The organism is Bradyrhizobium sp. 186, assembly GCF_023101685.1.
In the GTDB taxonomy this organism is placed as follows: Bacteria; Pseudomonadota; Alphaproteobacteria; order Rhizobiales; family Xanthobacteraceae; genus Bradyrhizobium.
The window spans coordinates 4,912,358-4,934,576 of record NZ_CP082164.1 but is presented as its reverse complement, the minus strand read 5'-3'; the positions used below and the strand labels follow the sequence as shown (position 1 = coordinate 4,934,576).

Below are 22,219 nucleotides of genomic sequence, written 5' to 3'. Positions count from 1 at the left end.
AGGTCTGCCGGACGCAGTCGGCGCGAGAGAAGTGGACCGCCACAATCCAAGATTGAGTAAATATGGACACTCAATTTGATGACAATCCACGCCTCAATTTGCAGGCTTTCCCCGCCCTTAAGGCCCGTGGAACCGCAATGGAACTCGCGTTGCCCGCGGGCAACACCCGCCCGAAAAGCCCCTCGCCCCGGAATTGCGCCATTGCGCCGCCACACCATCCTCCGAACAATCGACGTACCGCGTGCTTGGCTGTGCAACACTGGTTCGAACAGAACCTTTTGGAGGCAGGGATCATGAACGATCAGCGGTCTCTTATCGTGGCGGTCTCGTGCCCCTCGGCCGTCCTGGTCGGCTGGCTGGCGCTCTCCTTATCCGCCTACGCGCCCGCTCTCATCGAGAACAGCAGCGCCAACGCGGCTGCCGTGTCCAGCGCGAAAGACTTCACGCGTCTCGAACTCGCCGATGTCCCGCGCGCCGCGACCATCGATGATGGCGTCGCGTTGACCGCCGCCATCGCGGCCGCCGTGACTGCGGCGCCGAGCCCGGCGACTGCTGAAACAGCTGCGCCTGAGACAGCCGCACCCGTCCAGCTCGCCTCCGCCGATCCGACGGACATGCTGCCGGTGGAAACGGCCCAGTCCAGACTTTCGACCGAACCCGTTGCCGCCAGCAGCGAGGTCGCGCCGGCGCAGGAGCCCGCGATCAAACTCGCATCCGCTGACCCTGGTGATGTCGTGCCATCCGACACGCTCTCGCCCGCAACGATCGCGACCGGGCCGGCCGTTGCCGCCAGCAAGGCTTCGCCCGCCGCCGACACCGTCGCCGTACTGGACGAATGCTTCGTCGTGGACGCCTGCATCGATCGCTATCTCTGGGCGCTCTATCAGCGCACAGCAAAGGAAGACTCGATCAAGGTGCAGGAGCGCCGCGCCGTCGCCGTCAAGCGCAAGGGCAAGACCGTCACGGTGATGCGCAGCTTCACCAAACTCGTCGACGAGGATTTCGGCTGGAAGGATCCGAAGGCGGCCGATCACGCCGGCATGCCGCTGATGGAGTACGTCATCGGCGGCATGGATCGCAGCTTCAAGCGAAAGCTGTTTCGCACGCTCCTCGCCGCTGAAGCCGCGGGCCTGTCGCCCGGCATCACCAGCGCATTCCGCGACGACTATCGCCAGTCGATCGCCAGCGGCCTGAAGGCGGCGTCCGACCGATCGTATCACGGCGGCAGCACGCGCGGCGGCTACGGTCACGGCATGGCGGCCGACATCGTCAGCACCAAGGGCGACAACCGCGCGCAGCGCTGGGTCTCCACAGAGGTGCTGTGGAAATGGGTCGACGCCAACGGCAAGCCGCTCGGCATCGGCCGGCCCTACCTCGACCGCGATCCCCCGCATGTCGGCCCGGTCGACGGCCAGGAATATATCTCGCGGCGTGGCAGCGCGGATCGGAAGGAAGCCGCGAACGCGAAACCGAGGAAGGTACACGTAGCGTCGAAGTCAAAGCCGCCGAAAGCGCAGGCCGCGCGCGAGCAGAAGAGCCCGGCCAAGCCGCAGAAGTCGGCGCAATCCGCCGCGAAGCGGGCGACCTGAGGCATTACGCGCCTCGCACGGGCAGCGGCACGAGGCGCATCTCGGCCGTGCCAGCTTCTTGCGTGCGGACGAGCACGGCAAAGATGGTCTCGACCCCGAGCCGCACGGCCGCCTCGATCGCCGCACCCTTGGCCAGATGGGCCGCGATCAGGCCAGTCAACAGATCCCCGGTGCCATAGGGACGGATCGGCAGGCGCGGCGTCGCAAAGCGCGACAATTGTCCGTCCGCGCACAGGATCGTCTCGACCTGCCCTTGCGGCGTGTCGGTGAGCGTGCAGCCGGTGGCGACGACGTCGATGCGGCCCTGCCCGGCAAGCGCCGCACACGCCGCACGAAGGCCTTGCGCATCCGCGATCTTGCAGCCGGAGAGCAACTCGAGCTCGAACTGGTTCGGCGTGATCAGGCTTGCGGCCGGCGAGAGGCGGTGCCTCAACACATCCATAATGCCGTCGGCGACATAGATGCGGCCGTCATCCCCGATCACGGGATCGCAGAGATAGACGAGCTTCGAATTCCGCGTCAGCGCGCGCTCGACGAAATCGGCGATGACCGCGGCGTTCTCGGGTGAGCCGAGATAGCCGGTGACGAGCACGGCAGCCTCGTCGACCAGGTCGCGCTCCTCCACGCCCCTGAGCAGATCGGCCATCAGCTCGGCGTCCAGCACGCGCCCGCGCAACGTCGGATAGCGCGGATGGTTCGACAGCAGCGTCGTCGGCACCGCCGCGACGTTCACGCCCTCCGCCTGCATGGCATAGGCCGCCGCGCTGTTGCCGACGTGGCCGTGGACCACCTGGCTCTGGATCGAGATGACGAGCATGCAGAGGTCCGTAGGATCAATCGTAGCGCAAGGCAAGCGTAGCCTGGATCACGAAACGTCGTGGCAATCGTAGCCCGGATGGAGCGCAGCGTAATCCGGGGTCCGAGCTCGCAGCACCATTCCCGGATTACGCTTCGCTCCATCCGGGCTACGAGATTTCATACCCGAGCCCCGGCCGCAGCGCCCGCATCTTCCGCGCCAGGCGCCGGTGGCCCGTCTCCTCCGACCGCGCCAGTTGATCGGCAAGCGCGACATGGTCCGCATCGCTCTTGTGCTGGTTGAGCTTGGCCTGCCCCTCGACCTGATCGACCACGAGGTCGATGACCCGGATCGCCGCCAGCATGCTCTCACGCTTGCCCGGCTCCATCTGCCCGAGATCCCAGGGTGCTTTTTGCAGCCGCGCCTCGGAGACCGCGAGCAGCGCATCGCCATGGCCACGGTTCTCGCCCTGCCCGCGGAGCTGGGCGACGCCCGACAGGTGCACCGCCTCGTAGAGCCAGGTCGAGACGTTGTCGGACGAGGCGTACCAATCGTTGGAGATGTAGGCGTCGTCGCCGGCAACGATCAGCAGGAAGCGCCTGGTGCCGTCCACGAGCTCGACCAATGGATTTTTCGCCGTGAGATGGATCTGCGCGATAGCGCGGCCATCGCGCTCGGCCAGCACAAACGGCGCGTGCGAGGCGCGCGGGCCGTCCGCATCCGCGGCCACGATCACGCCAAAGCCGCGCGCACCCGCGAACTCCAGCGCGCGCTGCTCCTCGATACGGAACTGGGGGCGAAGGACATGCATGGCGCGGCGCTCAATCTGCTGGAAGGGGACAAGGGCAAGCTAGCGACTTGTCGCGGGCTCGTCACGCGCGAGTGGTATGTCCCCGAGGCATGGCCAAGTCCACCAAAAGCCATGATTCGCCTGTTGAAGATACCTACCGCGCGGTATCTTTCGCGCCTCCTTCCAGGTCCGCCATGACGTCCGCCTTCAACGCCCATGCCGCGCTCGCCCTCGCCATCGTCTTCGAGGTCGCCGCATCCGCCTTTCTCCAGCAGTCCGCGCAGTTCACGCGGCCGTGGCCGACGCTGGCGATGGTGCTGTTCTATGCCGCCTCGTTCTACGCGCTGTCGGTCGCGATCCGGGTCATCCCCCTGAGCATCGCCTATGCGATCTGGGGCGGGGTCGGCATCATCCTGACCGCCACGCTCTCCTTTGTGCTGTTCCGTCAGATGCTGGATGCGGCCGCCTTCGTCGGCATCGCGCTGATCGTATCCGGGGTGGTGGTCATCAACCTGTTCTCGGAGACGACGGTGCATTGATGGCGGCAAGCGCCTACACCCGCGCCAAGCAGCCCGAGCAGGTGCGGCGGGCCCTGCTCGACTACGCGGCCGCCATCGCCATGGACCATGGCGTGTCCGGCGTCACGGTGCAGGCGGTGGCGGCGGCGGCCGGCGTCACCAAGGGCGGCCTGTTTCATCATTTCGGGAGCAAGCAGGCGCTGATCGAGGGCCTGTTCGCCGATCTGCTCGCCCGCGTCGACGCCGAGATCGACGCCGCCATCGAAGCTGACCCGAAGCCGCGCGGCGGTTTCACGCGGGCCTATGTGAACGCGGTATTCACCGGCAAGGCCTTCGGCTTCGCTACGCCCTGGGCGGCGCTGAGCATGGTCGTCGTCACCGATCCGCCGCTGCGCCGGCTCTGGAACGAGTGGATGAAGGCGCGCCTGAAGCGCCATCGCGCCACTGACGGTACGTCCGAGCTCCAGATCGTGCGCCTTGCCGCCGACGGCGCCTGGCTGTCCTACGTCGCGACCGGACAGACCCGTATCAGCGCCGACCTCCGCGCCGTGCACGACCGGCTGATCGCACAGACCTATCGGCGCGGGTAACCGCCGACCTTCACGGCGCCGTCTTGATCTTGGCGCGCAGCATTGACGAGTCCACGATTCCTGGCAGGAAGCTGAAATTCGCAGAGGTCTTGCCGTCCGCCAGCGTTGCGAAACTGTGGCAGCTGACGCACGACCCCGGCCCCGCGGCTCCATTGCTGAGATAGTTCTGGATGTAGGTTTCGAGCGTCATGTTGGAGAGCATGCCCGGCACCGCATTGGCCGGAACCGGATTCGGCGGCGTCGGCGGTTCGACATTGCCGCCCCATTGCGTGCCTATCAGCATGTAGTTCTGGAACACGCTCTTGAGCGAGCGCAATGCCCTCCGCCATTGCTCGTTGAGCACGCCCGTGGTCGGGTAGATGCGCCAGCAGCGCACCGCCTGCGGCATCGCAGTCGCGCCGGTCGTACCGCCCTGCGCATATGGCTGGCGCGAATTCCACGGGAATGCCGCCTTGGTGCCGCCGGGGGCTGCGGGGATACGTTGGTGCCGCTGCCCGGCGCAGCGCCAGTGTTGAAGAATGAGAAATGCGCGCCGGGCGCCGGATCGGCTGGACCGCAGCTCGGCTGGTTGATCCAGTTCGTGGCCTTGTCGGTGCCGCAGCCATCCGCGACGTTGCAGGGCGCGGCCGCGAGCGGCGCGTTGTCGACATGCTCGAAGGTCGCCCAGATCCATTGCGGCCGCAGCGCCGGATTAATCTTGTCCAGCGGATTGCGCTCGAGGATGTGCATGCCGACGAGCCCCACCCGCACGCTGCGGCAGAACGGACGGCCGCCGCGCACGAGGTCGCCGGACACTGCGAGCAGGATGTTCTGGGTGAAGAATCTTGCCGGATCGTCTTTGGCAGGATCGTGGATGCGCCAGGACGCCTTGATCTCGATCGCTCCATTGGCACCGTCGGGCACCGTGGCCGACGAGGTGAACTCGGCGCCGCCCCGATTGTGCTTGATGAAGTTGAGCTGACCGGCCTTGGTCGTCAGCGTCTGTAACTTCTGACCACCGGGCGCGCGCAGATATTGCGCCTCGACCTCGTTGACGCGCCGCTCGAACAGGGTCCAGTTGCCGTTGATGTCGATCAGCGGCTTGTTGGTCGCAGCCTGGAGATATTCCTCGTTGTTCGGCATCGGCTGGCCCTGGCCGTTCGAGCCGATATGGAAGATCGGCAAGGCCAGCGCCTGGGTGCAGCCGGCTATCACCGGCGCATTGCCAAACAGCGAAGAGACCTTCGGATAGGTCTGCCAGACCCGCCGGCCCGGCTGCGTCAGTCCCTGCGGCGCCGGCTGCTTGACGCTGTCGGCCGCCCAGTTGAGCGCGACGAACATCTGCCAGGCCATGTTGTCGAACGGCGACTGCACGTCCGCTGTCTCGCTTTGTGGCGGTTGGCCATAGAGGCCGTTATAGCCCTGGGTTTGCTTTAGGCCGGGATCGGGGCCGATATAGGCCGGCACGATCGCGCACAGCCCATTGCCGCCATTGGCGCAGAACTTCGCCTGCGGAATATATGGTGGCGCTGCGGCTTGCGGCGGGGGGCTCTGCTGCGCGGCCGGCCGCGGCAGTGCCGCCGCGATCGCAACCGGCATCAGGGCTACAATTAGCCAAGCTTCATGGGAAATCCACACGGATACGAGCCCGACCCATTGCCGCCAGAGCTCGAAAAATGTGATGCGCGACCTAATCCCGAGATCTGTCCGACGGGGACGCTTCAGTTGCTTTCTGCATAACAACTACTTCAGGTTTAATATCACCTCTCGATGGACTCTACAATTATTCTATTTTTGATTGAACCCGTGGCCGCGCGCCGGAGCGTCGCGGGCGGCGGCTAGCGGTTTTGTCACCGGGCGGGCGGACGTGGCGCGGATCGGGTCGGCTTTGCGGCACGCTTCGCCGCAGCGCGTGGGGGCTCATCGACCGACTGCAGATACGCAGCGAGCGCCTTGGCCGAGTCGGGACTGGTCGCGTAATGGTCTTTCAGGAACCAGGACAGCGTCAGGCTGAAGCGCCCCTTCGCAAGGCCGCGCGGGCTACGATGACAGGTCGAGCAGCCATCGGCGAACAGCTTTGCGGCCGGTTTGCCGGCATCGAGATTTTGCGCGGATGCGATCGTCGCCGTCAGCGCGGCGGCGGCTGCAAGAGTCGTTACAATAGTCATCGGGGGCGCGAGGAAATCGCGCCCCGATCGAAATAGCGAAGTCAAATGTCGTCCCCTAGCCCCGTCGCGCAAGTCACGCCGCCAGCAACTGATCGAACTCCGGCGGCGCGTAGGCCTTGCCGTCCTGATCGGTAATGACGACCCGCCACCCTTCACTCGCCCAAACCTTAGCCTTCGCCACGATGAGCAACCGGCTCTCGCGGGCGAAACTGTACTTCGCATTGTCGCGTTCTGCGACCATCTTGTACGCCAATGCGCATCCCCTTGCGTTGCCCTGCACCCGCTCTCCTCGTGGCAGCGGGCTTTGGCGGCAATTCGCCGGGAGCGTGGCTATTTGGTGCCATCCACGGCAGCATTGTGCGCGGAGATCGATTCCAGCCGGGCCCGGACCGTCGCCATCGCGACGAAACCGATAGCGCCACGTCTGCGCTCCGCTCAGTGCACGCGGATGATATGTGGGCGGCCGAGATCGATCAGCCCCTGCACTGCCGACAGGCGGTCGTTGAGGGCTGCGATGGTGAGCAGCAGATTGTTGCGGCGTTCGTCGAGCAAGCCTATCTCGGCGCCGGAAAGCTTTGTACTCGCCCGTTCTTTCTGGATGCCATCGAGGGATTTGCGCAGACCGGCGATCAGGCCGGTCAGCTGCTTGGCCTCTTTGGTCATCGACCGCTTCGCGACATTTTGGCGGCGCGTCTCCGACTGACTCTGTCTCATCGTCATCCTCCCGTGCCCCGCCTGCCCCGAGTGGATGCTTACAGCTTTCGATAGAGATATTACGATCGATGAAATCTACTCGCGAAGAACTGGTTCAAACTTTAGGCGCTTTGCGCCCGGCCCAAGAAAGAGCCCGGCGCGAAGGCCGGGCTCTTGCAATAGCTAGTGCTTCTGGTGGTCGCCGGGGCCGCCGGCCGGGCCACCGCCGCCATGCGGAGCGGCATTGATATGCGGGGCACCGCCGCCCGGGTGCGGCATGGCAGGTGCGGCTGCGCGCGGCGCCGGCATCTGGGCATGCGCATTCATCGGCGAACCATGGCTGACATTGGGCTGTGCCATATGGGGCTGCGCCATATGCGGCGCCGCCGGCCGGGCCGCGGGCGCGGCCGCCACACGCGGCGCTTCATGTGCACGAGCCATCGGTTGCGCCCGCGCCGCGGCACGGTTCGCAGCATGGTCATGCATCATGCGCGCCTGCGCATCACGCGGGTTGGGGCTCTGCACGTGGGTCTGCTCGCGCGCGAAACGCTCGCTTCGTCTGGCGTGGATGCGGTCATTCGCGACCGCAGCGTCGCGTTTGGTGATAGCGGCGTCATGCCGTGCCGTCACGGCATTGCGCCCGGAGACTACAGCACCGCGCTTGGCGTTTTCCCCGTGACGCCCCAGCGCGATGGCGGCGTCTCGCGTCGCTGTGCGGCCGATGCGGGCTGCGCGCGGATCGAGATCCATCCGCGTCGCGAAACGCTCATGCGAGATCCAGTAGTTATTCCAGTAGGCGTGCCGCCGATACCACGGCCGCCCTTCATAGTAGCTAGACCAGTATGAGCTCAGCACGAAGGGAACGATGGGCACGTCGATCTCGTCGACATAATCGGGAAGATAGACGTAGTGATTGCGGTAGAGATATTCGAGATATTGCGACGACACCCAGCCGCGATCATCGGAGAAGCTGACGTCGCACCAAGCATTCCCTCTCAGGCAACCATGGATGTTGACGCGGGCGCCCCCGGGGACGCGGTCGACCAGGGGAAAGCCCGACCCCGGCCCGGCGCGCAAGCCGGTCGAGACGGTGACGATGCCCGGAGCGGCCGATGCAGCCGTCGGGGCAAGCAGCAATGCGGCAACCAAAATGCTTTTGAGTCTCATGGCGTGTTCCTCCTTTGCAGGTCGGAACGCCCGAGCGGAACGAGCGTTCCGCGCATTGTCATCGCATCCGTCGAAATATTGAGACGCAGGGCAGTTTAGTGTGCGCCGAGTTCGATATTCATCCGCCGTTCATCGGCGAAGCGAATATCCGGCTCACCTTACTTGCAGCATGAACCCGTCAAAGTACGACGCGAGCCCGGCAAAGTCCTTGAGCGGCAGCACCTGAGCGACATATTGATCCGGTCGCACCACGACCATGCAGCCGGCATTGCGATCGATGCCGCGCATGGCGAAGACGTCCTGTCCGTTCTTGAGGTCAGGACAGAACATCTTCTCGTAGTCGATCAGGCCGTAGCGGCCCTTGCGTGGAAGAAGCAGCGCGGGCATCGCCTCGACGGCGAACTCGCGATGATCCTGCTGAAACACCGCGCGCAGGTCGATCACGCTGTCGATGTCGGCGCCTGCCGGAGTGTATCGCTTCACCGGAGATTCCCTTGCTTCGGCGAGGAACTCGCACAACGCACGAATGGCCGAGCCGGTTGCCGCGGGATCTTCCGTGGGCGAAAATGCGTAGATGCGGAAGCGGCCGTCAGCCTGCGCGGCGTGGCCGAGATGGACCGGCTTCGCGTCCGCAAGCCGGATCACGGGCGCGGAATGAAAGCGCGTGCCGATGACAAGACCTTGCGCGAGATGCTGATGCGAGGCCGCGCCGGTGAGGACCGACGGACGATAGTGCGTCGCTGTGCCCGCGGTGTAGCGGCCGTGCCTCACGAAATAGTCCTGCGTCTTCGCCGCGTCGGAGCCGCCGGCCTTGGCGGCGGAAGCAAGAATCCCCGCCCATTCGCGGTCGAAATCAATCAGCTCTTTCGCAACCGCCTGGCGCTCCACCGAATAGGAATGCAGCAGGCTCGGCGCACATTGCTGGCGGATGACGGCGGCGAGCTTCCAGCCGAGATTGAAGGCATCCTGCATCGAGACGTTCATGCCCTGCCCCGCCTTCGGGCTATGGGTGTGGCAGGCATCGCCAGCGATGAAGATGCGTGGCAGGCGCGTCGCAATCTCGGCCTCCGGCACGTCATCGAACTTGTCGGTCAGACGCTGGCCGATCTCGTAGACCGACCACCATGCGATCTCCTTCACCTCGAGCGCATGCGGCTTCAATATCCGCTGCGCCTTGGCGATCACGTCATCGGCGGTGATGCTGCGATCGGCGACGCGCTCGCCGACATCGAGCTTGGCGAGCTCGACATAGAGGCGGACCATGTAGCCGCCCTCCCGGGGAATGATGAGAAGGCTGCCGTCCTTCGCGGATTGGATCAGGGCCTTGAAGCGGATGTCGGGAAAATCGGTCACCGCCAACACGTCCATCACGCCCCAGGCGTGGTTGGCGGAATCGCCGTGCAGTTCGCGGCCGATCGATTTGCGCACCGTGCTGCGCGCACCGTCGCAGCCGACGACATAGCGCGCCTTGATCGTCTCGACCCTGCCCTCGTTCTCGGGATCGACGCCCGCGAGACGGACAGTCACCGCATGATCGACAGGACCGGCGGCGGGATCAACCTGGAGGTCGAGCAGGCGGCGACCGTAATAGGGCTCGAGCATGGCCGGCGATTTGCGCATGACGTCGAGAAAGCCGTCATGGATGCGCGCCTGGTTTAGGATAACATGCGGGAATTCCGATAGCCCGTCCTCGACGTCCTGCACCCGGCCGCTGCGAACGATCTTCTCTGGCGCCCGCTCGTCCGGCTTCCAGAATGTCGTCTCGTTGACCCAATAGGCCTCCTTCAGCACGCGCTCGCTAAAGCCGTAGGCGTGGAACATCTCCATGGTGCGGCAGGCGATACCGTCGGCCTGGCCGACCAGCAACGGGCCCGGCTTCTGCTCGACGATGCAGGTCTTGATGTCGGAAAATTGCGCAAGTTGGGCGGCGAGCGTGAGACCCGCGGGGCCACAGCCGACGATCAGGACATCGAGCTCTCCAGCCACGGCGCCCGGTGCGCCCGAGCCCTGAACGCGCTCGGCGGGATCGGCGATCTCAGGATCGCCCGGCTGAAATCCATTGAGATGGAATTGCATGAGCACCTCTCCCGCCGATGTTCTGTTTGGTATTGCTCAGTATGCTGACTATCAGTATACTTGTCAACGATCCCGCGTCGCGCCTGCCCTAGGAGAATTCGTTGAAAGACAATAACGACATGCCCGGACATCTGGCGCGCCGGTTCCAGCAGATCGCGGTGGCGGTGTTCTTGGCCGAGGTCGGGGATGCCGGCTTCGACCTCACGCCGGTGCAATACGCGGCGCTCGCGACCATCAAGGCTAATCCCGGCCTCGACCAGGTGACGCTCGCCGGATTGATCGCCTACGACCGCACCACCATCACCGGCGTAATCGACCGCCTCGTGCAGAAGGGCCTTGCGGAGCGACGCGCCTCCCGCCGCGACCGCCGCGCCCGCGAGCTCGAGATCACTGACGAAGGTCGTCGCACGCTGCGCAAGATCACGCCGGCCGTGGAATCCGCCCAGCGCATCATGCTGCGCGGTCTCAGCGCGAAGGAAGGCGAGGAGCTGATGCGGCTGTTGCACAAGGCGATCGCCGCCGGCAACGAGCTCAGCCGCGCCCCGCTACGCGATGTGCAGGCATAGCCCGCTTCCAGGTACGTAATTATCGCAGCGCCGCGAAACCCGGAACTAACCTTCGGCTGCTACCGTCGACCTCATTCGGCGCTTTAACGCGCGATTAACTCTGCCGGTTGGGAGTTTCGGATGCTCAGGTTCGTCATTGTTGCCGCAGCGGTCGCGCTCTCGACCGGCCAGGCGCTCGCGAACGGACATGGCGGCGGCGATGCTCCTCCGCCGCCGAAGCCCGACGCCACGACCTCGCCGGCCCGTGTCGTCCTGACCAAGCAGGGCCCCAAGCTCGTCGATCTCAAGGGCATGACGCTCTACTATTACGAGCGGGACACTACCGGCAAGACATCGAACTGCAACGGCAAATGCACCGAGAGCTGGGTTCCGCTGGTCGCACCCGCGGATGCCAAGGCGATCGGGGATTTCACCGTGATTGGCCGCAACGACGGTAGCAAGATGTGGGCCTATCGCTATCGCCCGCTCTACACCTCGCCCGCCGACAAGACGCCGGGCGAAGTCAACGGCAATGCGACGACCCTACAATGGCGCGTGGCTCGGCCTGAAGATTAACGCGAGAACGGCGCGCGTCGGTCAGCGCCCGACGTGCTCATGATCTTCGCCCGCGCCGTGGAATCGACCGAGGCATAATTCACGTCCGGATTCAAATGCAGCGCCGCGTAGAGGACCATTCCGGCCAGGATCGATCCGTAAAAGCCAACGGAGGCCAGCCGCCATTTCCGCACGATGCGGCGGTCACTCTCATTCAATCGGTAAAAGAATCTTTGCATGATGCCTCCAATGGCAGCGAGCCATCGAGACATAGCGCAACGGGAGCCGATCAGTTGTGAAGCAGTTCACCCTTGAAAGGCCGAGTATCGTGCGCTCATTCACACCTGAGTGAGCGCGACGGCAAGTAGGATCGCTCCCCCTCACCCGCGCCAGCTTGCTCCCGTCCCGGCCTGCGTGCTCTGTCCGGGCGGCAGCACCACGACGGTCGAATTGAGCTTCACCCGATCGAACAGATCGATCACGTCCTCATTGCGCATCCGGATACAGCCCGACGAGATCGCCTGCCCGATATATTCGGGCTGGTTGGTGCCATGGATGCGGTAGAGCGTGTCCTTGTTGCCGGAATAGAGATAGATACCCCGCGCGCCCAACGGATTGGCGGGACCACCGGCAACGCGCGGTGGATACGGTCCGAGCCGCGCCTGGATGTCCGCCGTCGGAACCCAGTCGGGCCACTCCGCCAAGCGACCGACCCGGGCCACGCCGGAGAACGCCATCGCTTCCTCGCCGACCGCGACGCCGTAGCGGATCGCCTTGCCCTCGGGCAGGACGTAATACAGGTAGCGCGCATCGGTATCGACCAGGATCGTGCCCGGCTGCTCCTTGCGCGGATAATCGACGATGTGACGGAGATATTGCTCGGGCACGTTCGCCTGCGCGTAAGGCGTGTGCGCCAGCAACTGCCGGTCGCGCGGCGTCATGCTCGCGTCGCTCGACGGCGAAAGCGTTGTCTGCATGCAACCGCCCAGCGGAAGCAAGGCGACGACGAACAAAGCGATTAAAGATTTTGGCACCGCCGGCCCCCCGATAGCGGATAGCAGCACCCCCAGCCGCATCAGATGCTGCCCAAATCGTGCTGAAAACAAGGCAGCACGGAACACGTGGGCGTGTTCGCGATGGCTGGTTCCGTCACCACAAACGGCGGAAGACAGTCGCATAGTCTCCATCCCCTCGCCTTGCTTTGGTCAAACCCGGCTGGACTCGTGCGTCATCGGGCTTGGGATAGGCTCACTTCAACGGATCGGCTCGCGCCAATGCGGACGACCAAGGCTTCAAAGGAGCTGCGATGCTCGCGATGCTGAACAGCAAGCAAATCGTCGATGAGATCGTGAAGGACACGGTCAAGGACAACGATCCGCACGATGCGGTTCAGATTTCACCCGAAATGGTGCTGGTCGCACGCGCGAGCAGCGTTGCGCCCACTCTGGCGCCGGAGATCGCGAGCCGACCGGAACCCAAGTTCGCGCCGATCTTCGAGACACAGGCCACGGCGCCTTCGGTCGACACAGCCGTGCGCGCGGCCGCCAGCGATCTTAACAGCCGGCAGAAGCGATCGTCCGCCGGCAAATGGCTGCGCGGCGCGTTCGTCACGATGCTGTTTGCCGGGGGCAGCGCGGCCGCAACGGTCGCGTGGGAGAAGCACGGCGATACCGCCAGGCAGATGCTCGCCGAATGGATGCCCGCGTTGACGTCGCTCACGTCTTCGCTCACGTCTTCGACGTCGCAGGCAACGCCCGTTGCGGTCGAGCAAGCCGCCGCCGCGCCCGTTGCACAAGCGACAATTGACCAGACCGCCGATCCGTCCGCCACTCCGCCGGTAGCTTCCGCCACTCCGCCGGCAGCTCAAGACGTCGCCGCCGTGCCCGATGCAGCGCAATCGGTGCAATCGATGACACGCGATCTCGCCGCGATGGCGCAGCAGATCGACCAGCTCAAGGCCAACATCGCCCAGCTGAAGGCCGGACAGGAGCAGATGGCGCGCGAGATGGCGAAGACACCGGCACCGAAGCCGGTGGCCGAGGCGAAGCCGGTCGATCCCCGCGCGCGAATCTCTGCGTTGCCGCCGCGGCCGCCCGCTCCGCCGGTGCGCAAGCCGAAGCCGGTGACGACGCAGGCATACTCGCCCGCATATGCTCCTGCGCCGATCGCACCTCCGCCGTCGCAGGTTGTTGCCGTGCCGCCGCCGGCCGTGGTCACGACGCAGGCCGTCGCCGATGACGACGGACCCGTCGTGCGCCCGCCGATGCCGGTGCACTGAACGAACAACGGGCGACGACGCAGCCTCGCTCGCTGCGCGGCTCACGCTGGCCGAGTCGATGTGATGCGTTGAGTCCGGGCGACTACGGTGAGCGATGCTCCGGTCGCGTTTTCGAAAAGAGAAAAGGCCGTCGGGATTTAAGCCGCCGGCCTTCTCTTGCAGCTGCCGGTTCCCGGAGCCCGGTTCTGCTGCAATTCATGCCTAATGATCGCCCCGACATGTTTAATAAAATCTTAATACACCCTCCCGCTGCACATCATTTCTGCGCCATAAGCACAGAGATTGCGCGGCCGGTTTATTCGGTAATGATCGACTCAGTGATACCATCGGACATGTGTTGAAGACTTTTGCTGAAGATCTGGGTCGTCACACCGGGGAATTCCGATGCCTTACTACTACTTCGATCTTGTGGTTGGTGAAGAGTTCAAGAACCAGGGCGGCATTATCCTCGAAGACATCGAGGTCGCCTCCGATCGCGCCGACCAATTGGCGAACGAGCTGTCGCAGGTGAAGCCGGAGCTCCAGCAGAAAGGTTGCGCGGTGCGTGTCACCGATCGCGATCACAACGAGCTCTATCGCACGCCGCTCGATCCCGTGCCGGCCTGGCAACGATCCGGCTAGATCGTCCTCCACCTTCGTCGCCGCACGCTCTCCCCCATTGCGGAGCAGCGCGCCAGCCGCTAGCCTTCCCGAAAATTTGGGGAGGTCCAAGGAATGCGTTACGGTTTCCTGATTGCTGGATTGCTGGTGGCGGCCGCGCCGGCCCAAGCCGCCGACCACCCGCGATCGACCTATGTGACGATGGTCTTGCAGGCTTTCGCCGCCAAGGTCGAATGTCCCGGCACTGACGTCGTCTATCAGGACCTGGTGCAGAAGGCGCAGCAGATGCAGCTGCCTGACGGCACCACCGAGAAAGTGCGCAAGGCCATTGCCTACATGCATACCGGCGGCAAGATGGGCGAGAAGCAGGATGACGACCTGATGGCCGAGGTTGCGGTCGCGACGCAGGCGACCGATCTCGACCAGCGCCGTCTCGGCATGCCCCGCTGGTGCGACGTGCAGAAGACTAATCTCGCCGGCCTGATCCGCAGCAAGGGCGGTTAGCCACTTTTTCGCGGCGCTAAGCCCGCCGCGACGGAATCCCTGCTCCGGCCAACAATCGTCATATTCCTCGCCAACATGCGGGCGTCTTCGAACAGGAGAACCCGATGCGGATCGTTCACGTCGTCTTCGCCGGTGCGCTCGCGGCCGTCACGGTGCTGAGCGTTCCGGTGATGGCGCGGAATTCCGACGCCCAAAAGGGCGAGGACAAGTCAACCTCGTCATCCTGTAGCGCCTATCAGCAGGCGCCGGATGGGTCGTGGGAGCAGCTCCCGTGCAAGGAGACAGGCGAGCGCGGGCAGGCGCAAACGCAGCATCGCACCCCGGAACAGGTCAGCGACCATCGAGAGCGCTGAGCACGCCTGGAGCTGCGGAACTGATCGTGATCGCGGGCAGTCTGCGGATCAGCTCTGGTGCGGTCCGCGAATGATCTTCATGGCGTCCGCGATGTGACGCCATTCCTTGGCCTCTTCCGCCTCGCCGCGGCCTTCACAGGCCTGCGCCTGTTCGGCGGCCTTCGCAATGGCAGCGAAACCATGCCGTTCCAGCATCTGCCGCGCGACGGTGTGGACCTGGACCTCGGGCATCATGGGCGCTCTCCCGTTTGAGGAAGCCGCGGACGATCGGTCGACGGTGCCGCGGTTCGTTTACAACGATCTCGCCGCAGCTCCCGTTCCGCCTGTTGCCGGTCAGATCGGCCGATATCGAGCGCGTTTGGCGGCGAGCACACACGACAATGGCGGCCCGCTGTTGCCAGCGGACCGCCTTTTCACCCACCCCAAAGTTGGACGTTCTCGGCCGGGTCCCCTAAACCGCGATGAGATGAGGATGAATCATCATCGCGCTTTAGGTTGTTGTTTGAGCATGATCTTTTCGGAAAACCGCTTCGCACTTTTCCGGATCATGCTTTACGCGACCGCCACGCGCTTGCGCTCGAAGTCGTTGGGCACCTCGATATCGACCTCAAGGGTCGAGACCTCGTCGCCGCGGTCGAGTCGCACGATCACCTTGGTCGGATCGAGCGTGACGTGCCTGGAGACAACGGCGAGAATTTCCTCACGCAGCACACCGAGCAAGTCGGGCTGGCCGCGCAGTCCGCGCTCGTGCGCAAGCAGGATCTGCAACCGTTCGCGTGCGACGGGTGCAGAGGCTTTCTTGCCGCGGAGAAGCCGAAGCAGACCCATGCTCATGCAGCCCTCCGTCGCAGCAGACGATCCATGAAGCCCTTGCGTTCGGACGGCACCTGCATCGGCACGCTGTCACCGCACAGCCGCCGCGCCGCGTCGATATAGGCCCGTGCAGGCGCACCTTCCGCGTTCGACAGCGTCACCGGCGTGCCGACGTTGGAGGCGCGCAGCACGTCCTGGCTCTCCGGGATGATGCCGAGCAAGGGCGTCGCGAGGATCTCGAGGATGTCGTCGATGGACAGCATCTCGCCGCGCGCGGCGCGGGAGGGATCGTAGCGCGTGATGAGAATGTGCTTCTCGACGCGCTCCCCCTTCTCGGCCCGCACTGTCTTGGAATCGAGCATACCGATGATACGGTCGGAATCGCGCACCGAGGAAACTTCCGGATTGGTGACGATCACGGCTTCGTCCGCAAAGCGCATTGCCATCGAGGCGCCGCGCTCGATGCCGGCCGGGCTATCGCAGATCACCCAGTCGAAGCGGCCGCGCAGGTCGTCGATGACCTTGCCGACGCCCTCCTCTGTCAGCGCGTCCTTGTCGCGGGTTTGCGAGGCTGGCAGCAGCCAGAGGTTCTCGAGCCGCTTGTCGCGGATCAGCGCCTGCGGCAGCTTGGCCACGCCTTGCACCACGTTGATGAGGTCGAAGACGACCCGGCGCTCGGCACCCATCACGAGGTCGAGGTTGCGCAAGCCGACGTCGAAGTCGACGACCACGACCTTGTCGCCGCGTTGCGCGAGCGCAGCGCCCAGCGCGGCGGTCGTCGTGGTCTTGCCGACGCCGCCCTTGCCTGATGTCACGACCAGAACCTTGGCCATCGAAATTTCCTCCTTAACTGGTCAGTTCAGCGCTGTAATTCGCATGGTGTTGCCCTGGAGCCAGGCCTGGGCAGGCCGGCCACGCAGGGCGTCGTCGATATCGTCGGCGGTCTGATAAAACCCATCGATTGCAAGCAGTTCGGCCTCGATCTTCTGACAATAGATGCGCGCGCTCGCGTGTCCGTTGACGCCCGCCATGGCGCGGCCGCGAAGAGCGCCGTAGATGTGGATCGACCCGCCCGCGACGACTTCGGCACCAGAACCGACGGATCCGAGAATGGTGACGTCGCCATCCGGGAAGATGATCGTTTGGCCGGAGCGCACCGGGCTTTCGAGCAGCAGCGAGGTCGGCTGTTTGGCCTCGACCTTCTTGGGCGCGCTCGGCTCGACCACGCAGCTGCGCCCGCCCGAGAGCAGCGGCGGCATGGAAGGCGTCAGCCGCGCCTCCTCCACGCCCTCGATTCCGAGCACGCGGATATTGCGATCCTGGAGGCTAACCAGCAGATGGGTGATACCGGACTGGCTGAGATCGACCGAAGATAGGTCGACCACCACGGGCCTTCCGGCGAAGAATCCCGGCGAGCGCGCGATCGTGGCGTCGATCTCCTGGAGCCAGTCCTGGATCGGAACCGTCGGCACGAACACGAAGGCCACATAGGAGCGCCCGCGCAGGCGTACCAATTGGCGTTGAGGTCTTGCTACTGCTGCCTCCATGGCCTGCCGACTCGTCCCTGTTATTGAATGGTTAACGATGCGGCGGATATGGTTAACGGGCGGTTAATTTCTCCGTGAGGTTACGTGGGTTGGGCGGAGGGACGGACACGCCCGCCCCAGTGCGCACAAGGCGGGCGATGACAGAGAGTGTGCGGGCGCCTGGCCCGCTACTTCTTCACCTTGCCCGCATCCATCTTGATGCCGGGATCGAGCATCCTGGTCGTGAAGGCGGCGGTGACGTCGAATGGCTTTTCCATTCCGAGATAGGTCTGGACCAGCTCGTAGTCCTTCTTCATCCGATCGCCGTCGATCCAGCCGAGCGACTTCGTCGTCGTGAACTCGTCGGTCATCAAGAACTTGATGCGCTCCCACTGCCGTTCCTGGTTCTCCTTGTCGAGCCCGGAGACCTGTTCGAGCAGCGCCTTCAGGCACGGCGTAGCGTCGGCGACGCAGGCGGCGAACGCCTTTTGCGAGATGCGGACGAAGTCCTCGACGAGCTTCGGGTTCTTCTGGAGATAGGCACCGTTGACGATCAGCGAATTGCCGTAGGGGTTGAGCCCGATGTCCTTCCAGTTGACGTAGCCGAGGTCGGCGCCGAACTCGATCGCCTTCAGATCGTGCTCGTTGTAGAAATCGCTGATGATATCGACGGTGTGGCTCTTCAGCGCCGCGATCTTCGCGGTCGGCCCGATATTGACGAAGCTGACGGAGTCGGGTGTGAGGCCCGCGGCCTTGGCGAAGGCCGGCCACATCACGCGCGAGGCGTCCCCTGGGGGATTGCCGATCTTGTGGCCGGCGAAATCCTTTACCCCGTTCACGCCGTAGCTCTTCAGCCAATAGAATGTCTGGCCGGTGTTGGCGTAAATGCTCATCACGGCGACATCGTCGGCACCCTTGCTCTTCGCCACCAGCATGGTGGCGAGATCGGCAATACCGAAGGGCGAGCCGCCGGACCCGACCTTGGCGGCGGAGACGCCGGAGCCCTTGCCGACTTCGATTGTTAGGTCGATCCCGGCCTTCTCGTACCAGCCTTGCGCCTTGGCGAAATAGAACGGCGAGTGGTCGGCCGTCGGCGTCCAGTTCAGGATCAGGTTGACCGCCTCGCCGGCGCCCGCGGGCACCGCCGGCAGACCGAGCGTCAGGGCAACGACCAGCGCCTTTAAACCCTTCATCGCATCTCTCCTCATTTCCGCGACCCGGCTTGTCGCTCTCCCCGTGTACCGCTACCAATGCAACAAGTCCCTCCTCCAATTGTCAACTGTTTGGTTGGAAATGCCTGCAAAACGATCTGGCGACACCGTGCCGCAGCGGCGCGACCCCGTCGCAACCCGCCGGAAACTGCTCACCGCGGCACGCCTGGAGTTCGCCCGGCACGGCTTTGCGGGCGCCCGTGTCGACGAGATCGCGGAACGCGCGGGCGTCAACAAGCAGCTCGTCTATCATTATTTCGGGGACAAGGACGCGCTCTATCTCGCCGTGCTCGAATGGGTCTATGAGGACATCCGCGAGCAGGAGCGCAGGCTCAATCTCGAGGGCCTGCCCCCGGAAAAAGCGATCCGCAAACTGATCGAGGCATCCTTCGATCACCTTGCCGCCAACCCTGATTTCATCGTGCTTTTGAACGACGAGAACCGCGGCGGTGCCCGCCACGTTCGCGGCTCGACGCGGTTGGAGGCCATGCATTCACCGCTGGTGAAGAGCGTTTCCCACATCCTCAACGAAGGAGTGCGCAGTGGCGCTTTCCGCAAGGGAATCGACCCCGTCCAACTCTATATCTCGATTGCGGGGCTGAGTTATTTCTTCTTCTCCAACACGCCGACGCTGTCCGCCATCTTCGGCAAGGACCTGTCGAGCCGGGCTCAGCGGCGCGCCCGCCGCAGGCATGTCGCAGACCTGGTGCTCCAGTCGCTCCGGCCCTAATCAACCAATTGGTTGAAACTCGCCTCAAGGCCGGTTAGGCTTGTCGTCGCGGCAGGATGGCCGCAACAACAGGGAGCAATCGGTGGCAGGCGACGGAGCACGCACCGCACGCAGCTTTGCGATCATCCTGATCGTGCATCTTGCCGTGCTCGTGCTGTGGCAGGTGCTGGTGGATGCCTTCCACGTACCGAAATTCATCCTGCCCTCTCCGCTCGCGACAGTTCAGACGCTGGGAACCGCAAGCTACGCCTGGGGCGCCAACACGCTGGTAACAGCCGCCGAGATCCTCGGCGGTTTTGCGCTCGGCGCCGTCGTTGGGGTCACATTTGCCGTGATTTTCAGCTGGGCGCCGCTAATCAGCCTGGTGCTGCTGCCGCTGTTCGTGACGCTCAACATGATCCCGAAGGTGGCGCTCGGTCCGCTCCTGATCGTCTGGTTCTCCTACGGCATCGTCCCGAACATTCTGATCGCGTTCAGCATCTGCTTCTTCCCGATCCTGCTCACCACGGCACGGGGCCTGCGCGAGGTCGAGCCGGACCTGCTCGATCTCGTCAAATCGCTGCGCGGCTCGCGCTGGACGCTGTTCCGCAAGATCCAGCTCCCGGGATCGCTGCCTTACGTGTTCTCCGGCATGAAGGTCGGCGCCATCCTGGCGGTCGCCGGCGCCATCGTCGGCGAGTTCATCGCCTCCGAGCGCGGGCTCGGCTATCTCATGATCCAGGTGCAGTCGTCGCTCGACACGCCCGCGATGGTGATGGCCGTTGTGCTTCTGACGCTGCTCGGGGTCGCTCTCTACGGCCTGGTGCTCGCCCTCGAACGCATGTTCGTGGTCGGCGACGCCAGACAAACCTGAAAACGGCAGACTTAACTGACCAAGGAACGGTTCGATGCTCCTCACCCGCCAGACGCTGCCGAAGACCATCCCGGACATCGCCGCGCTCGACGACCTCCTGTGCCGGCCGACCCAGGCGCTGATCGACGATCTCAGCAAGATCGACGGCGACATCATGATCCTCGGCGTCGCCGGCAAGATGGGACCGACGCTGGCGGGGCTTGCGAAAGCGGCTGCGCCCGACCGTCGCGTCGTCGGCGTGGCCCGGTTCAGCGACCCGGGCATCAAGGACTGGCTGCACGCGCGCGGCGTCGAGACCATCAACTGCGATCTGATGGACGAAGCTGCGATCAAGGCGCTGCCTAAGGCGCCCAACATCGTCTTCATGGCCGGGCGAAAGTTCGGCGCCGAGGGCGATCTGTCGCTGACCTGGGCGATGAACGCCCATGTCCCGGCGCTGGTCGCGCAGGCCTTCCCGTCGTCGCGGATCGTGGCGTTCTCGACCGGCTGCGTCTATCCCTTCGTGCCTGTCGACGGCAAAGGATCGAGCGAGGAAATGGCGCCGAACCCGCCCGGCGAATACGCCCAGTCCTGCGTCGGCCGCGAGCGCATGTTCGAACATTTTTCGCGCAGGTTCGGAACGCCAGGGCGGCTGTTCCGGCTTAATTATGCGATCGACATGCGCTATGGCGTGCTGCACGATATCGCGACAAAAGTGCTCACGGGCACGCCGATCGACGTCAGCATCGGTCACGTCAATTTCATCTGGCAGGGCGATGCGTCGTCCCAGGCGCTGCGATGCCTTGCCCATTGCACGACGCCGACCTCGCCGATCAATGTCAGCGGACATGAGATCCTCGCGGTGCGCGATCTCGCCGCAAAATTCGGCGCCCGCTTCGGCCGCGCGCCGGTGCTGGTCGGCAAGGAGGAGCCGACGGCGTGGCTGACCGACACCTCGAAGGCAGTCGAGCTGTTCGGCCTCCCCGTCGTCGAGACCGAGCAGCTGATCGCCTGGACAGCGGATTGGGTCGCCCGCGCCATGCCGAGCCTCGGCAAGCCCACCAAATACGAGGTGCGCGATGGTCGCTACTGACGACGTCCCCGTCATTCAGCTCGGCGTCGAGGACGCAGCGGCCGGTTTGGTGCTCTCGACGGAAGCGCACTGGAACCAGACTGAAGAGGATTGGCGCGTCTTCCTGCACCAGGGCATCGTGTTCGGCATCCGCAACGGTTCTCAACTGGTCGCCACGGCCGCGCTGCTGCCCTACTCCGGCGAGAACGCCTGGATCAGCATGGTGCTGGTGACGGCGAGCCAGCGCCGCCGTGGTTTCGCAACGCGTCTCGTCGACGCCTGTCTGGAGGCGGCGCGCAAGCGCGGCCTGACGAGCTGGCTCGACGCGACGCCCGACGGTGCCGCCGTCTACGGTCCGCTCGGGTTCACGCCGACCCTGCAATTGCGGCGACTGCGGCTGGAGAAATCCGGCCAAGCCTTGGCGCCGGCACCTTCGGCCGCGCCGCGTGACGCACTCTGCGAGCGCGACCGGCGAGCCGCAGGCTTCGACCGGACCGCGCTCCTCTCCGCCTTCGCACAGCGCCCCGGCTCGCGTATCATCTCGACCAAAGGAGCCATTGCGCTGATCCGCGACGGGAGAACCGCGCGCCACATCGGCCCGTTGTTTGCAAATGACGCTGCGGACGCCTTGGCTTTGGTCGATGCGATCGCGCGGTCGGAGAACGGACCGATCCTGCTTGATGCCGTCGCCTCGCAGGATGCGTTCCTGGCGGGATTGACCACCGCCGGCTGGACTATCGAACGTCCGTTCCAGCGCATGCGGTTCGGCCCCGCCACTGCTGCAGGCGAGGAAGTGCCATTTGCCGTCGCCGGCCCAGAATTTGGATAGGACAT

Annotated in this window: 29 protein-coding genes; 13 read left to right on the top strand and 16 right to left on the bottom strand. The window is 64.6% G+C overall.

The features are described from left to right. Positions 1-293 precede the first annotated feature (293 nt). Positions 294-1,589 carry a hypothetical protein gene (locus IVB18_RS23595; RefSeq protein ID WP_247991319.1) on the top strand — a complete coding sequence of 432 codons (1,296 nt, stop codon included), beginning with the start codon at positions 294-296 and terminating at the stop codon, positions 1,587-1,589. Positions 1,590-1,593: 4 nt separating this feature from the next. On the opposite strand, the gene pdxY is transcribed toward IVB18_RS23595, so the two are convergent. Together pdxY and IVB18_RS23585 are read right to left on the bottom strand one after the other, a co-directional pair. Next, positions 1,594-2,406 carry a pyridoxal kinase gene (gene pdxY / locus IVB18_RS23590; RefSeq protein ID WP_247991318.1) on the bottom strand — a complete coding sequence of 271 codons (813 nt, stop codon included), beginning with the start codon at positions 2,404-2,406 and terminating at the stop codon, positions 1,594-1,596. Positions 2,407-2,554: 148 nt separating this feature from the next. Next, positions 2,555-3,196: an FMN-binding negative transcriptional regulator gene (locus tag IVB18_RS23585; RefSeq protein ID WP_247991317.1), complete on the bottom strand. Its 642-nt coding sequence runs from the start codon at positions 3,194-3,196 to the stop codon at positions 2,555-2,557. Between the two features lie 173 nt (positions 3,197-3,369). On the opposite strand from IVB18_RS23585, the gene IVB18_RS23580 reads away from it, so the two are divergent. Then, the gene (locus tag IVB18_RS23580) at positions 3,370-3,714 is read left to right on the top strand and encodes a multidrug efflux SMR transporter (protein WP_247991316.1); all 345 of its coding nucleotides are present in this window, start codon (positions 3,370-3,372) and stop codon (positions 3,712-3,714) included. Then, entirely contained in the window at positions 3,714-4,283 is a 570-nt protein-coding gene (locus IVB18_RS23575; protein ID WP_247991315.1) for a TetR family transcriptional regulator, read from the top strand. Before IVB18_RS23580 ends, IVB18_RS23575 begins: the two co-directional genes overlap by 1 nt. Before the next feature lie 10 nt (positions 4,284-4,293). Here the strand turns inward: IVB18_RS23575 and IVB18_RS23570 are convergent, their stop codons facing one another. The 7 genes from IVB18_RS23570 to IVB18_RS23540 all read right to left on the bottom strand — a co-directional run bounded on the left by IVB18_RS23570 (position 4,294) and on the right by IVB18_RS23540 (position 10,366). Further along, positions 4,294-4,599 carry a hypothetical protein gene (locus IVB18_RS23570; protein ID WP_247991314.1) on the bottom strand — a complete coding sequence of 102 codons (306 nt, stop codon included), beginning with the start codon at positions 4,597-4,599 and terminating at the stop codon, positions 4,294-4,296. Next, a complete protein-coding gene (locus tag IVB18_RS23565) occupies positions 4,560-5,861 on the bottom strand; it encodes a hypothetical protein (protein ID WP_247991313.1) in 1,302 nt (433 codons plus the stop codon). Before IVB18_RS23565 ends, IVB18_RS23570 begins: the two co-directional genes overlap by 40 nt. A 251-nt stretch (positions 5,862-6,112) precedes the next feature. Continuing rightward, positions 6,113-6,430: a hypothetical protein gene (locus IVB18_RS23560; RefSeq protein ID WP_247991312.1), complete on the bottom strand. Its 318-nt coding sequence runs from the start codon at positions 6,428-6,430 to the stop codon at positions 6,113-6,115. A 73-nt stretch (positions 6,431-6,503) separates the two neighbouring features. After that, positions 6,504-6,710 carry a hypothetical protein gene (locus IVB18_RS23555; RefSeq protein WP_346732654.1) on the bottom strand — a complete coding sequence of 69 codons (207 nt, stop codon included), beginning with the start codon at positions 6,708-6,710 and terminating at the stop codon, positions 6,504-6,506. Between the two features lie 155 nt (positions 6,711-6,865). Further along, positions 6,866-7,144 carry a hypothetical protein gene (locus tag IVB18_RS23550; protein ID WP_247991310.1) on the bottom strand — a complete coding sequence of 93 codons (279 nt, stop codon included), beginning with the start codon at positions 7,142-7,144 and terminating at the stop codon, positions 6,866-6,868. Positions 7,145-7,306: 162 nt separating this feature from the next. Next, complete coding sequence (locus IVB18_RS23545) at positions 7,307-8,290, bottom strand: SH3 domain-containing protein (protein ID WP_247991309.1); 984 nt, start codon at positions 8,288-8,290, stop codon at positions 7,307-7,309. Between the two features lie 153 nt (positions 8,291-8,443). Further along, positions 8,444-10,366: an FAD-binding monooxygenase gene (locus tag IVB18_RS23540; protein WP_247991308.1), complete on the bottom strand. Its 1,923-nt coding sequence runs from the start codon at positions 10,364-10,366 to the stop codon at positions 8,444-8,446. 101 nt (positions 10,367-10,467) lie between these two features. Here IVB18_RS23540 and IVB18_RS23535 point away from each other — a divergent pair, with 101 nt between their 5' ends. Both IVB18_RS23535 and IVB18_RS23530 read left to right on the top strand, forming a co-directional pair. After that, positions 10,468-10,932 carry a MarR family winged helix-turn-helix transcriptional regulator gene (locus tag IVB18_RS23535; RefSeq protein WP_247991307.1) on the top strand — a complete coding sequence of 155 codons (465 nt, stop codon included), beginning with the start codon at positions 10,468-10,470 and terminating at the stop codon, positions 10,930-10,932. A 120-nt stretch (positions 10,933-11,052) separates the two neighbouring features. Next, a complete protein-coding gene (locus IVB18_RS23530) occupies positions 11,053-11,487 on the top strand; it encodes a hypothetical protein (RefSeq protein ID WP_247991306.1) in 435 nt (144 codons plus the stop codon). Here the strand turns inward: IVB18_RS23530 and IVB18_RS23525 are convergent. Both IVB18_RS23525 and IVB18_RS23520 read right to left on the bottom strand, forming a co-directional pair. Next, complete coding sequence (locus tag IVB18_RS23525; protein WP_247991305.1) at positions 11,484-11,705, bottom strand: hypothetical protein; 222 nt, start codon at positions 11,703-11,705, stop codon at positions 11,484-11,486. The genes IVB18_RS23530 and IVB18_RS23525 overlap by 4 nt on opposite strands. A gap of 141 nt (positions 11,706-11,846) precedes the next feature. Beyond that, positions 11,847-12,500, bottom strand: a complete 654-nt coding sequence (locus IVB18_RS23520; RefSeq protein WP_247991304.1) for a L,D-transpeptidase — start codon at positions 12,498-12,500, stop codon at positions 11,847-11,849. Positions 12,501-12,772: 272 nt separating this feature from the next. Here IVB18_RS23520 and IVB18_RS23515 point away from each other — a divergent pair, with 272 nt between their 5' ends. From IVB18_RS23515 to IVB18_RS23500, 4 genes are all read left to right on the top strand, one after another. Then, positions 12,773-13,744 carry a hypothetical protein gene (locus tag IVB18_RS23515; protein WP_247991303.1) on the top strand — a complete coding sequence of 324 codons (972 nt, stop codon included), beginning with the start codon at positions 12,773-12,775 and terminating at the stop codon, positions 13,742-13,744. Positions 13,745-14,128: 384 nt separating this feature from the next. Beyond that, complete coding sequence (locus IVB18_RS23510) at positions 14,129-14,365, top strand: hypothetical protein (RefSeq protein ID WP_247991302.1); 237 nt, start codon at positions 14,129-14,131, stop codon at positions 14,363-14,365. A gap of 93 nt (positions 14,366-14,458) precedes the next feature. Further along, complete coding sequence (locus tag IVB18_RS23505; protein ID WP_247991301.1) at positions 14,459-14,848, top strand: hypothetical protein; 390 nt, start codon at positions 14,459-14,461, stop codon at positions 14,846-14,848. 104 nt (positions 14,849-14,952) lie between these two features. Further along, positions 14,953-15,201, top strand: coding sequence for a hypothetical protein (locus IVB18_RS23500; protein ID WP_247991300.1), 249 nt, complete (start codon positions 14,953-14,955; stop codon positions 15,199-15,201). A gap of 48 nt (positions 15,202-15,249) precedes the next feature. On the opposite strand, the gene IVB18_RS23495 is transcribed toward IVB18_RS23500, so the two are convergent. The 5 genes from IVB18_RS23495 to IVB18_RS23475 all read right to left on the bottom strand — a co-directional run bounded on the left by IVB18_RS23495 (position 15,250) and on the right by IVB18_RS23475 (position 18,733). Further along, positions 15,250-15,435 (bottom strand): hypothetical protein, encoded by a 186-nt coding sequence (locus IVB18_RS23495; RefSeq protein ID WP_247991299.1) that lies wholly within the window; start codon positions 15,433-15,435, stop codon positions 15,250-15,252. Between the two features lie 318 nt (positions 15,436-15,753). Continuing rightward, positions 15,754-16,035, bottom strand: a complete 282-nt coding sequence (gene minE / locus IVB18_RS23490; protein WP_247346707.1) for a cell division topological specificity factor MinE — start codon at positions 16,033-16,035, stop codon at positions 15,754-15,756. Beyond that, on the bottom strand, positions 16,032-16,847 hold the full coding sequence (gene minD / locus IVB18_RS23485) for a septum site-determining protein MinD (RefSeq protein WP_247991298.1): 816 nt from the start codon (positions 16,845-16,847) through the stop codon (positions 16,032-16,034). Before minD ends, minE begins: the two co-directional genes overlap by 4 nt. Positions 16,848-16,868: 21 nt before the next feature. Continuing rightward, positions 16,869-17,561, bottom strand: coding sequence for a septum site-determining protein MinC (minC, locus tag IVB18_RS23480; RefSeq protein WP_247991297.1), 693 nt, complete (start codon positions 17,559-17,561; stop codon positions 16,869-16,871). A gap of 167 nt (positions 17,562-17,728) precedes the next feature. Next, positions 17,729-18,733 (bottom strand): ABC transporter substrate-binding protein, encoded by a 1,005-nt coding sequence (locus IVB18_RS23475; RefSeq protein ID WP_247991296.1) that lies wholly within the window; start codon positions 18,731-18,733, stop codon positions 17,729-17,731. 100 nt (positions 18,734-18,833) lie between these two features. Between IVB18_RS23475 and IVB18_RS23470 the strand changes: the two genes are divergently transcribed. The 4 genes from IVB18_RS23470 to IVB18_RS23455 all read left to right on the top strand — a co-directional run bounded on the left by IVB18_RS23470 (position 18,834) and on the right by IVB18_RS23455 (position 22,214). Next, positions 18,834-19,481: a TetR/AcrR family transcriptional regulator gene (locus tag IVB18_RS23470; RefSeq protein ID WP_247991295.1), complete on the top strand. Its 648-nt coding sequence runs from the start codon at positions 18,834-18,836 to the stop codon at positions 19,479-19,481. An 82-nt stretch (positions 19,482-19,563) separates the two neighbouring features. After that, positions 19,564-20,334 carry an ABC transporter permease gene (locus IVB18_RS23465; protein ID WP_247991294.1) on the top strand — a complete coding sequence of 257 codons (771 nt, stop codon included), beginning with the start codon at positions 19,564-19,566 and terminating at the stop codon, positions 20,332-20,334. A 34-nt stretch (positions 20,335-20,368) separates the two neighbouring features. Beyond that, positions 20,369-21,406 carry an NAD(P)-dependent oxidoreductase gene (locus IVB18_RS23460; RefSeq protein ID WP_247991293.1) on the top strand — a complete coding sequence of 346 codons (1,038 nt, stop codon included), beginning with the start codon at positions 20,369-20,371 and terminating at the stop codon, positions 21,404-21,406. Then, positions 21,393-22,214, top strand: a complete 822-nt coding sequence (locus tag IVB18_RS23455) for a GNAT family N-acetyltransferase (RefSeq protein WP_247991292.1) — start codon at positions 21,393-21,395, stop codon at positions 22,212-22,214. The genes IVB18_RS23460 and IVB18_RS23455 overlap by 14 nt, the downstream gene beginning before the upstream one ends. The last annotated feature ends 5 nt before the right edge of the window (positions 22,215-22,219 follow it).

What these genes read in the sequence shown, in the direction of transcription:
- IVB18_RS23595 (WP_247991319.1), top strand. Translation starts at nt 294, where the DNA reads ATGAACGATCAGCGGTCTCTTATCGTGGCGGTCTCGTGCCCCTCGGCC.
- pdxY (WP_247991318.1), bottom strand. Translation starts at nt 2,406, where the DNA reads ATGCTCGTCATCTCGATCCAGAGCCAGGTGGTCCACGGCCACGTCGGC.
- IVB18_RS23585 (WP_247991317.1), bottom strand. Translation starts at nt 3,196, where the DNA reads ATGCATGTCCTTCGCCCCCAGTTCCGTATCGAGGAGCAGCGCGCGCTG.
- IVB18_RS23580 (WP_247991316.1), top strand. Translation starts at nt 3,370, where the DNA reads ATGACGTCCGCCTTCAACGCCCATGCCGCGCTCGCCCTCGCCATCGTC.
- IVB18_RS23575 (WP_247991315.1), top strand. Translation starts at nt 3,714, where the DNA reads ATGGCGGCAAGCGCCTACACCCGCGCCAAGCAGCCCGAGCAGGTGCGG.
- IVB18_RS23565 (WP_247991313.1), bottom strand. Translation starts at nt 5,861, where the DNA reads ATGCCGGTTGCGATCGCGGCGGCACTGCCGCGGCCGGCCGCGCAGCAG.
- IVB18_RS23560 (WP_247991312.1), bottom strand. Translation starts at nt 6,430, where the DNA reads ATGACTATTGTAACGACTCTTGCAGCCGCCGCCGCGCTGACGGCGACG.
- IVB18_RS23550 (WP_247991310.1), bottom strand. Translation starts at nt 7,144, where the DNA reads ATGAGACAGAGTCAGTCGGAGACGCGCCGCCAAAATGTCGCGAAGCGG.
- IVB18_RS23545 (WP_247991309.1), bottom strand. Translation starts at nt 8,290, where the DNA reads ATGAGACTCAAAAGCATTTTGGTTGCCGCATTGCTGCTTGCCCCGACG.
- IVB18_RS23540 (WP_247991308.1), bottom strand. Translation starts at nt 10,366, where the DNA reads ATGCAATTCCATCTCAATGGATTTCAGCCGGGCGATCCTGAGATCGCC.
- IVB18_RS23530 (WP_247991306.1), top strand. Translation starts at nt 11,053, where the DNA reads ATGCTCAGGTTCGTCATTGTTGCCGCAGCGGTCGCGCTCTCGACCGGC.
- IVB18_RS23525 (WP_247991305.1), bottom strand. Translation starts at nt 11,705, where the DNA reads ATGCAAAGATTCTTTTACCGATTGAATGAGAGTGACCGCCGCATCGTG.
- IVB18_RS23515 (WP_247991303.1), top strand. Translation starts at nt 12,773, where the DNA reads ATGCTCGCGATGCTGAACAGCAAGCAAATCGTCGATGAGATCGTGAAG.
- IVB18_RS23510 (WP_247991302.1), top strand. Translation starts at nt 14,129, where the DNA reads ATGCCTTACTACTACTTCGATCTTGTGGTTGGTGAAGAGTTCAAGAAC.
- IVB18_RS23505 (WP_247991301.1), top strand. Translation starts at nt 14,459, where the DNA reads ATGCGTTACGGTTTCCTGATTGCTGGATTGCTGGTGGCGGCCGCGCCG.
- IVB18_RS23500 (WP_247991300.1), top strand. Translation starts at nt 14,953, where the DNA reads ATGCGGATCGTTCACGTCGTCTTCGCCGGTGCGCTCGCGGCCGTCACG.
- IVB18_RS23495 (WP_247991299.1), bottom strand. Translation starts at nt 15,435, where the DNA reads ATGATGCCCGAGGTCCAGGTCCACACCGTCGCGCGGCAGATGCTGGAA.
- minE (WP_247346707.1), bottom strand. Translation starts at nt 16,035, where the DNA reads ATGAGCATGGGTCTGCTTCGGCTTCTCCGCGGCAAGAAAGCCTCTGCA.
- minD (WP_247991298.1), bottom strand. Translation starts at nt 16,847, where the DNA reads ATGGCCAAGGTTCTGGTCGTGACATCAGGCAAGGGCGGCGTCGGCAAG.
- minC (WP_247991297.1), bottom strand. Translation starts at nt 17,561, where the DNA reads ATGGAGGCAGCAGTAGCAAGACCTCAACGCCAATTGGTACGCCTGCGC.
- IVB18_RS23475 (WP_247991296.1), bottom strand. Translation starts at nt 18,733, where the DNA reads ATGAAGGGTTTAAAGGCGCTGGTCGTTGCCCTGACGCTCGGTCTGCCG.
- IVB18_RS23470 (WP_247991295.1), top strand. Translation starts at nt 18,834, where the DNA reads ATGCCTGCAAAACGATCTGGCGACACCGTGCCGCAGCGGCGCGACCCC.
- IVB18_RS23460 (WP_247991293.1), top strand. Translation starts at nt 20,369, where the DNA reads ATGCTCCTCACCCGCCAGACGCTGCCGAAGACCATCCCGGACATCGCC.
- IVB18_RS23455 (WP_247991292.1), top strand. Translation starts at nt 21,393, where the DNA reads ATGGTCGCTACTGACGACGTCCCCGTCATTCAGCTCGGCGTCGAGGAC.